Below are 6,711 nucleotides of genomic sequence, written 5' to 3'. Positions count from 1 at the left end.
ATCTGCGCTTCACTGAATCTGGACTTCTTCATGTAGAGACTCCTGCTGAGGGAATTCTCTACTTCCAACTGGTTCAGGTTTTCGAGGGGACTTCACATTCACGCGCATGGGTTGAAGCTCGATCGCCAGACCTCTAACTAAAGCTTCGACAGCACCGACGGAAGCGGCCAGAACTGAATTTCCTGGGGCGCTGGGGCGTTGTGAAAGCACTCCACTGGTTAGGATGATGGATGCGCCTGGCGCGAGTTTGCCAAGCAGTGAATGAACCACATAAACAGCACCCCAGACCCGCTCGCGAACGGCTTCGAGCAACTGGTCTGGCTCGGAATCCACGAGTCTTCCCGTGATGCGGCGACCCGCGGTAATGATTAGATGGTCAATCCTGGGGAGGTCTTGAACGGCACTCTGTACGGAGCGTCGATCACTCACGTCCATCCCTGCGAAGCCAGAACATTTCAGAATCCCGGCCTCTTCTGTCAATTGCCTTGCGTTGTTTCCGCCAAGGATGACATTGGCCCCCATCTCCTGCGCCAGTCGCGCTGCAGCGAGTCCGATACCACTGCTGCCCCCAACGAAGAACGCGTTCTTTCCTATCAGCGAGTTGGCTCTCATGGTTGCTTCGGTCTCCAGTGTCCGACTTGTCGGTCCGCAGAATACGTGTCAATGCTGCGCGGCGACAAATACCGAATTTCTATGCACGCAATCTCAGTGCGGCATGGGAACGGGCTCACATACGCCAGAGTGCCTTCCATCCACCGTTGTTATGCATCGGATACCCAAACGGCATTTCCGCTGATGCACGGAGCTGAGTACGCTGGCGCTCTTGATCGGAGACAAACAATGGCAATGAAAAAAACTGAAAACATTGGGCGGCGGCAAGCCCTTGCGTTGCTGGGCGCAACCCTTGGAGGGCACGGGCTCGCACGGGCGTCGAGCTTCCCGGATAGACCCGTGACAATCGTTGTGCCGTTCTCGGCTGGCGGTAGCACGGATGTCGTGGCAAGACTGGTAGCCGCTCGTCTGCAGCAGCGGTTGGGCCAGTCGTTCATCGTGGACAACCGTGGTGGAGCAGGCGGCAATATCGGCGCAACTGCGGCGGCACGCGCCCGCCCAGACGGATACACAGTCCTTTACGCGACGCTGTCCCTTCTTGTGTTCAACGAGTTCATCTATACCAAGATGCCTTTCCGATCGGATGAGTTGACCCCACTTGCGTTGACCGTGAAAGCTCCTTTGGTGATGTGCACCGCGACCACCAGCGGAGTGCAATCGTTGACGGATCTTCTGGATCGGATGCGTCGTGCACCGGGTGGTCTGAGCTATGCCTCAGCGGGGAGCGGATCGGCCAGTCATGTCGCGGCGTCCATGTTGCTGCAGCAGCAAGGCCTTGCTGCCGTTCATGTTCCGTACAAGGGAAGTGGCCCTGCGGCGAACGATCTGCTGTCGAACACAGTGGCGTTTTGTTTTGATTCGCCGGTTGTCTATGCGCCTCATATCAAAGCCGGAACGCTCAAGGGTCTCGCAGTGACCGGCCCGCAACGCATCCCGACCTTGCCTGATGTCCCCACGTTTGCACAGGTGGGGTTGCCCAACTTCGACGCCAGCACCTGGAATGCCTGGATGGCACCCGCAGGCACACCTCCCGCCATTGCTGATTTGCTGGCGCGTGAGATTCAAGCCGTTCACGCCGAAGCCGAGTTCAGAGCTCGGCTCGCGGAGATTGGCGCTGTCAGCGTGTCCGATCACGGCCCGCAACAGACTGCGCAATTCATTGCGCAGGAGAAGCAGCGCTGGAAGCCCTACGTGGTCAACAGCGGCGCCAAGGTTGACTGATGGCCTATGACAAAGACCCGCAGGTGCGCCGAATCCGGCTGGAGGGCTTCGGAGGGCCGGAAGTCCTTCAACTCGAAACGGCCACCATTGGGCAGCCTGGTGTTGGAGAAGTGTTGATCAGGGTTCGGGCAGCAGGTGTCAACCGTCCGGACCTCATTCAACGGACGGGTCGCTACCCTGCTCCAGCGGACGCAAGTCCGATTCCGGGGCTGGAGATCAGCGGAATCGTGCACGCGGTCGGCGAAGAAGTGGTCAACTTTCAGGTGGGCGATGAGGTGTGCGCCTTGACCAATGGTGGCGGCTATGCAGACCGTTGTCTGGTGCCGGCAGGCCAGGTTCTGCCGCTTCCTAGGTCCTGCAGCTTCGTTGAGGGGGCCGCAATCCCAGAGACGTTCTTCACCGTATGGGCGAACCTGTTTGGCAATGGAGCATCGATCCCCCGAGGACCGGTGTTGATACATGGGGGTACCAGCGGCATTGGCTACACGGCTTTGATGCTGTGCCGTGAATTCGGGATTGCAGCGTTTGCTACAGTGGGCTCGGAGGAAAAGGCGCGCGCCGTGAAGTCGCTTGGGGCGACGCCCATCCAGTACCAACATGAGGTGTTCGCGGATGTGGTGCTCCAGGCCACTAGTGGCCGTGGAGTGGAGGTGGTTCTGGACATCATGGGAGCCTCCTACTTCCATGAAAACCTGAGGGCTCTGGCGAAAGATGGCCGGCTGCAGCTGATTGGTACTTTGGGTGGCGCGGTGGTCGAGTCCGTCAACCTCATGGCCATCTCATCTCGGCGAATCGTCGTGACAGGCTCGTCGATGCGGCCTCGTACTCAGGAAGAGAAAGCGGCCATTGCTCGTTCTCTGTATGAGCACGTATGGCCGCTGTTCAACGAGGGACGTTGTGTGCCCCGGGTCGACCGCGTGTTCCCGCTGGAGGAGGTGGGGGACGCACATCGTCTGATGGAAGCATCCACCCATATTGGAAAAATCGTACTGTCAATGGACCCGCATTGATACTTTTTGAGAGCGACGTCCACGCTCTCACTCAGGCTTGTACTGGCCGCTCTTGATTGCCGTGCGGATCAACTCGAAGTCCCGGTCGATCATCTTCTGGAACTGCTCAGGGGTGCCTCCAACAGGTGTGAGACCCAGCGCGTTCAGGCGCGTGGAAACTTCAGCGCTCTTGATCGCCGTGTCGAAGTCCCGGGTCAGTCGGTCCATTGCCGTTTTTGGCGTTCGGGTGGAGACGAAGAAGCCGTTCCATTGTGACGCTGTGAATCCTTTGATGCCGAGCTCTTCGAAGGTGGGCACACCTGGCGCGATTGTCGGGCGTGTTTCGCCGGTGGCCGCCAAGATGCGGATCTTGCCTCCGGCAAGATGTGGGGCAATCGCGCTGTAGGGAAGAAACGAAGATGTGATCTGACCATTGAGTAACTGGATGATCACATCGCTGTTGCCCTTGAACGGCACGTGGGTGATGTCCACCGTTGCAGCGCGTTGAAGCGCAAGAAGGAGCAGGTGGCCTGTCGACCCCATGCCGAACGAGCCGAATGTCAACAGGCCAGGCCGTGCCTTGCCGATCTTGAGGAATTCGTCGAGCGATGTGGGTCGCTCAGAGCCGGCCTGACCAGCGACAAAGTACATCGGCGTCTCGGTTGCCGCGATGAGAGGGCGCAGTTCTCTGAACGTGTCAAAGGGAAGCTTCTCCTTTGTGACGGTGTTCTGCACGATCAGCGAGATGTTCATCAGGATGGTGTGACCATCTGGAGCCGCACGCGCAACGTCCGATGTGGCGATAACTGTGTCGGCCCCTGGCTTGTTGTCAACGACGACGGGTTGGTTCCAGGCCTGCGTCAGGCGTTGGGCAATGGTTCGGGCAATGACATCGGAGTTACCACCAGCCGGAAAGGGTACGACGATACGAACGGCTCGGCTCGGAAAGTCAGTCTGTGCCATTGCAGTCAGGGCACGGCTAGGCAGAAGGGTCGCTGCAGCCAGTTGGACGGCGCGTCGGCGGGAGATCAGGGCGGTTGAAGCTTTCATGATGCTGTCTTTGGAATGATGGGAAGTAACAGGTAGGCGTCGTCTTCCGCATCCATGTGCAGAGTGACCGAGGTGTCAAAGATGGCGGCAGGCCTGTCCTGAGGATCGTCGTGAACGAACGGGCCGCAGCCGCGCATCGGGTTCTTCATGTTGGAGAGGCTGGCAGCCGGACCGTCGTATTCGTAGTCCTTGCCCCGGACCGTCAAGCCCAGAGAGTAGCCGGCCGGTATCACGATCGATGTGGGCCAGATCTCGACGTCCACATGCACGGGAACTCCTGGTTCCAGCAGTTCCTTGCTGTTGTGTGAATGCCAAGGGCGCCAGGCAAGACTGCGCGAGGGGTCGGTCTGACGATGAGACGCACGCAACCATCCTTGAGCCAATGGTGTATGAGGGTCCAGTGCGCCTTGAAAAACGACCTCCTGGCCCATCCGGTCGAAGAGGCGGAGCACCAGAAAGAGATCTGCGTCACAAGTGGCGCTGGAGAGCTTTAGGCGCGCGACAGCGTTGCCGGTTATCTCCGTCTCCATCTCGAAAGGCAATGTGCGGAAGGTGACGCCATGCCCCATCGTTTCATAGGTCACTCGACCGCCAGTGGTCGGCCCCGAGGTGGGGTGCATGCCCAACGTTGCGTCCAGATAGAACCTGGTCCAGCAGGTGCGATCAATGGGCCATGCGTCTTCTGCACGCTGCGTGAAGGACCCATCTGCGTGGCGAATCTGCAACTGCACCTTCGGTTGATGTTGCCATCCGGTGTTGTCCATCTTGAGAAATCGATCGAAGAATCTGCGTTGAAGATCGACGCCGTAGTCGGTATAGAAGCCCGCCCAATGTGAGCCACCGTGTACCTCGAGCCATTTCTCTGTGCTGCCGGCGCGCAAGAAACCTTCGATGTTGCCGCGTGTGTGTAGCCCTTGGCCTCCCCAGTTCGCTGCAGAAAGCAGGGGCACCTGAATCTCTTCCAGGTCCGGGGTGCGGGATTGATAGTAGTCATCGTGGAGTTCACGCCGCTGCAACTCCCCCCACATGTCTACGCGCAGTGCGGCAAGCTCTTCTTCGCTGAGGGTTTCAGGGCCGCAGACAAGTTCACCAGTGACTCGGCTTTTGGGCCCTCGCTCGCCTCGACCATGTTGAACCGAGACCACTTGCATCTGCTGCCAGTTGCGCGTGAAGGTGCAGAGAATCCCCCCGTGGCGAGCCGACTCACGGTAACGGTCGTTGTACCCCTCCCAAACGCATATGGCCGCCAGGTGAGGTGGTCGGCGGGCGGCGACGCGCCATTGATTGCTGGCATAAAAGGAAACGCCGGCTAGACCTACTCGGCCATTTGACCAGCGCTGCGTCCCCGCCCACTGGATGCAGTCGATCAGGTCTTGCGTCTCGCGCGCGGAGTGCAGGTTCAGCTCACCGGGAGAGCGTCCAGCGCCGCGAGAGTCCACGCGTATGCACACATAGCCATACGGCACCCACTTCTCTGGATCGACAACCTCCCAGTTCTGATAGTGATTGCTGGAGTTCCGGGCCGTATCAGGATGGTCTCTTAGCATGATCTCCCACGCCGTCGAATACCCCTCCTGAAACGCAAGACCTTTGCCGTACGGCCCGTAACTCATAAGCACCGGCCATGGACCATCACCCGGTGGGCGGAACACGTCGGCACGCAATACAAGGCCATCGTCCATCGTGATCGCGACGTCCCATTCGATTTGCATGTATGAAAGATGTGTTGCCTCTTGACGCGGCGAAACTTGCACTGTGTTGTCTCCATGTGAACGGGTAGGGGAGTGCTGCACTCCATGCCTGAAGCTTAGGAAGGAGTGACAAAAAAATGAAATACTCGATGCCTATGGAATTCATTCAATCCTGATATGGAGCGTCTCGCGTGGACCTGATCCAACTCCGGTACTTCCTGGGTGTTGCTGAGCACGGAGGCTTCACAAAGGCCGCGGCAGCCCTGCATATCGCGCAGCCTGCCATCACGCGACAAATACGCCTGCTGGAAGAGGATCTGGGCGTGCAGTTGCTCCTTCGCCATAGTCGCGGCGCTGAACTGACTGACGCTGGTCGTCGTCTGGTGGCGGGAGCTGAGTTGATCTTTCGCGACATGGCCGACGTGCGCGCTCAAGTCGTCGCATCGAGCGAGGCAGTGAGTGGGTGCCTTCGCATCGGGTTTCCTCCGTCTGTGGGCGATCTGCTGATTTCCAAGGCGGTCAGAACTTTTCGGTTGCGATATCCCCAGGTGGGGTTCAGCTTGAGAGAAGGCTATAGCCACGCACTTCGCGACGATCTTCTGGGCGACAGACTAGATGTGGCTGTCATCACTGGACGAGAGGACAATCCGCTTCTCATTCCCACATCACTTTTCGCGGAACAACTGTGGTTGCTGGAGCTACCAGGACCTCGCAGGCGCCGCAAGCCTGGCTACGCTCTAGCAGATCTGGCGGGACGATCGCTCGTACAGCCCAGCCGAGCAAACACGATGAGGCTCCTCCTCGAGGACCTTGCGCGACAGGCAGGAATTGAACTGAGCGTGGTGGTAGAAGCAGACGGCATTCACACGATCAAGGGGCTGGTCGCCATGGGTGTGGGCGCCCACGTTTCACCCTATTCAGCGATTAGTCGCGGTATAGAGAGCGGTGAGTTCGCTGGAGGCCCGATCGCAGGGCTGATGATCGAGAGGCAACTCGTACGCCGTGCCGACCGGTCCGTGAGCGCCGCACTGTTGCGGTTCCAGGAGGTGTTGCTGGAGGAACTGGCCTCAGCCGAGGCCAGTTCGCAAGGTGCCATCCGGGTACACAAGGAGGCGGCATCGCTGCTTCCAGGTTGAGAGGCTTTGCGC

6 protein-coding genes are annotated in these 6,711 nt (G+C 59.1%); 3 read left to right on the top strand and 3 right to left on the bottom strand.

Annotated features, from left to right (window positions below; all coding sequences use genetic code 11):
- Positions 1-9 precede the first annotated feature (9 nt).
- Positions 10-612: an SDR family oxidoreductase gene (locus J2X09_RS11775; RefSeq protein WP_204733606.1), complete on the bottom strand. Its 603-nt coding sequence runs from the start codon at positions 610-612 to the stop codon at positions 10-12.
- A 234-nt stretch (positions 613-846) separates the two neighbouring features.
- On the opposite strand from J2X09_RS11775, the gene J2X09_RS11770 reads away from it, so the two are divergent.
- Positions 847-1,833, top strand: coding sequence for a Bug family tripartite tricarboxylate transporter substrate binding protein (locus J2X09_RS11770; protein ID WP_310308307.1), 987 nt, complete (start codon positions 847-849; stop codon positions 1,831-1,833).
- Complete coding sequence (locus tag J2X09_RS11765; protein ID WP_310308305.1) at positions 1,833-2,843, top strand: NAD(P)H-quinone oxidoreductase; 1,011 nt, start codon at positions 1,833-1,835, stop codon at positions 2,841-2,843. Before J2X09_RS11770 ends, J2X09_RS11765 begins: the two co-directional genes overlap by 1 nt.
- 27 nt (positions 2,844-2,870) lie before the next feature.
- On the opposite strand, the gene J2X09_RS11760 is transcribed toward J2X09_RS11765, so the two are convergent.
- The gene (locus tag J2X09_RS11760; protein ID WP_204733604.1) at positions 2,871-3,872 is read right to left on the bottom strand and encodes a Bug family tripartite tricarboxylate transporter substrate binding protein; all 1,002 of its coding nucleotides are present in this window, start codon (positions 3,870-3,872) and stop codon (positions 2,871-2,873) included.
- Positions 3,869-5,584, bottom strand: coding sequence for a CocE/NonD family hydrolase (locus tag J2X09_RS11755; protein WP_204733603.1), 1,716 nt, complete (start codon positions 5,582-5,584; stop codon positions 3,869-3,871). Before J2X09_RS11755 ends, J2X09_RS11760 begins: the two co-directional genes overlap by 4 nt.
- Before the next feature lie 170 nt (positions 5,585-5,754).
- On the opposite strand from J2X09_RS11755, the gene J2X09_RS11750 reads away from it, so the two are divergent.
- Positions 5,755-6,699 (top strand): LysR family transcriptional regulator, encoded by a 945-nt coding sequence (locus J2X09_RS11750; RefSeq protein ID WP_204733602.1) that lies wholly within the window; start codon positions 5,755-5,757, stop codon positions 6,697-6,699.
- Positions 6,700-6,711 lie beyond the last annotated feature (12 nt).

The sequence above is a fragment of the Hydrogenophaga laconesensis genome, from assembly GCF_031457235.1.
GTDB classification, from domain to species: domain Bacteria; phylum Pseudomonadota; class Gammaproteobacteria; order Burkholderiales; family Burkholderiaceae_C; genus Hydrogenophaga; species Hydrogenophaga laconesensis.
This window is presented reverse-complemented; position numbering and strand designations above follow the sequence as displayed.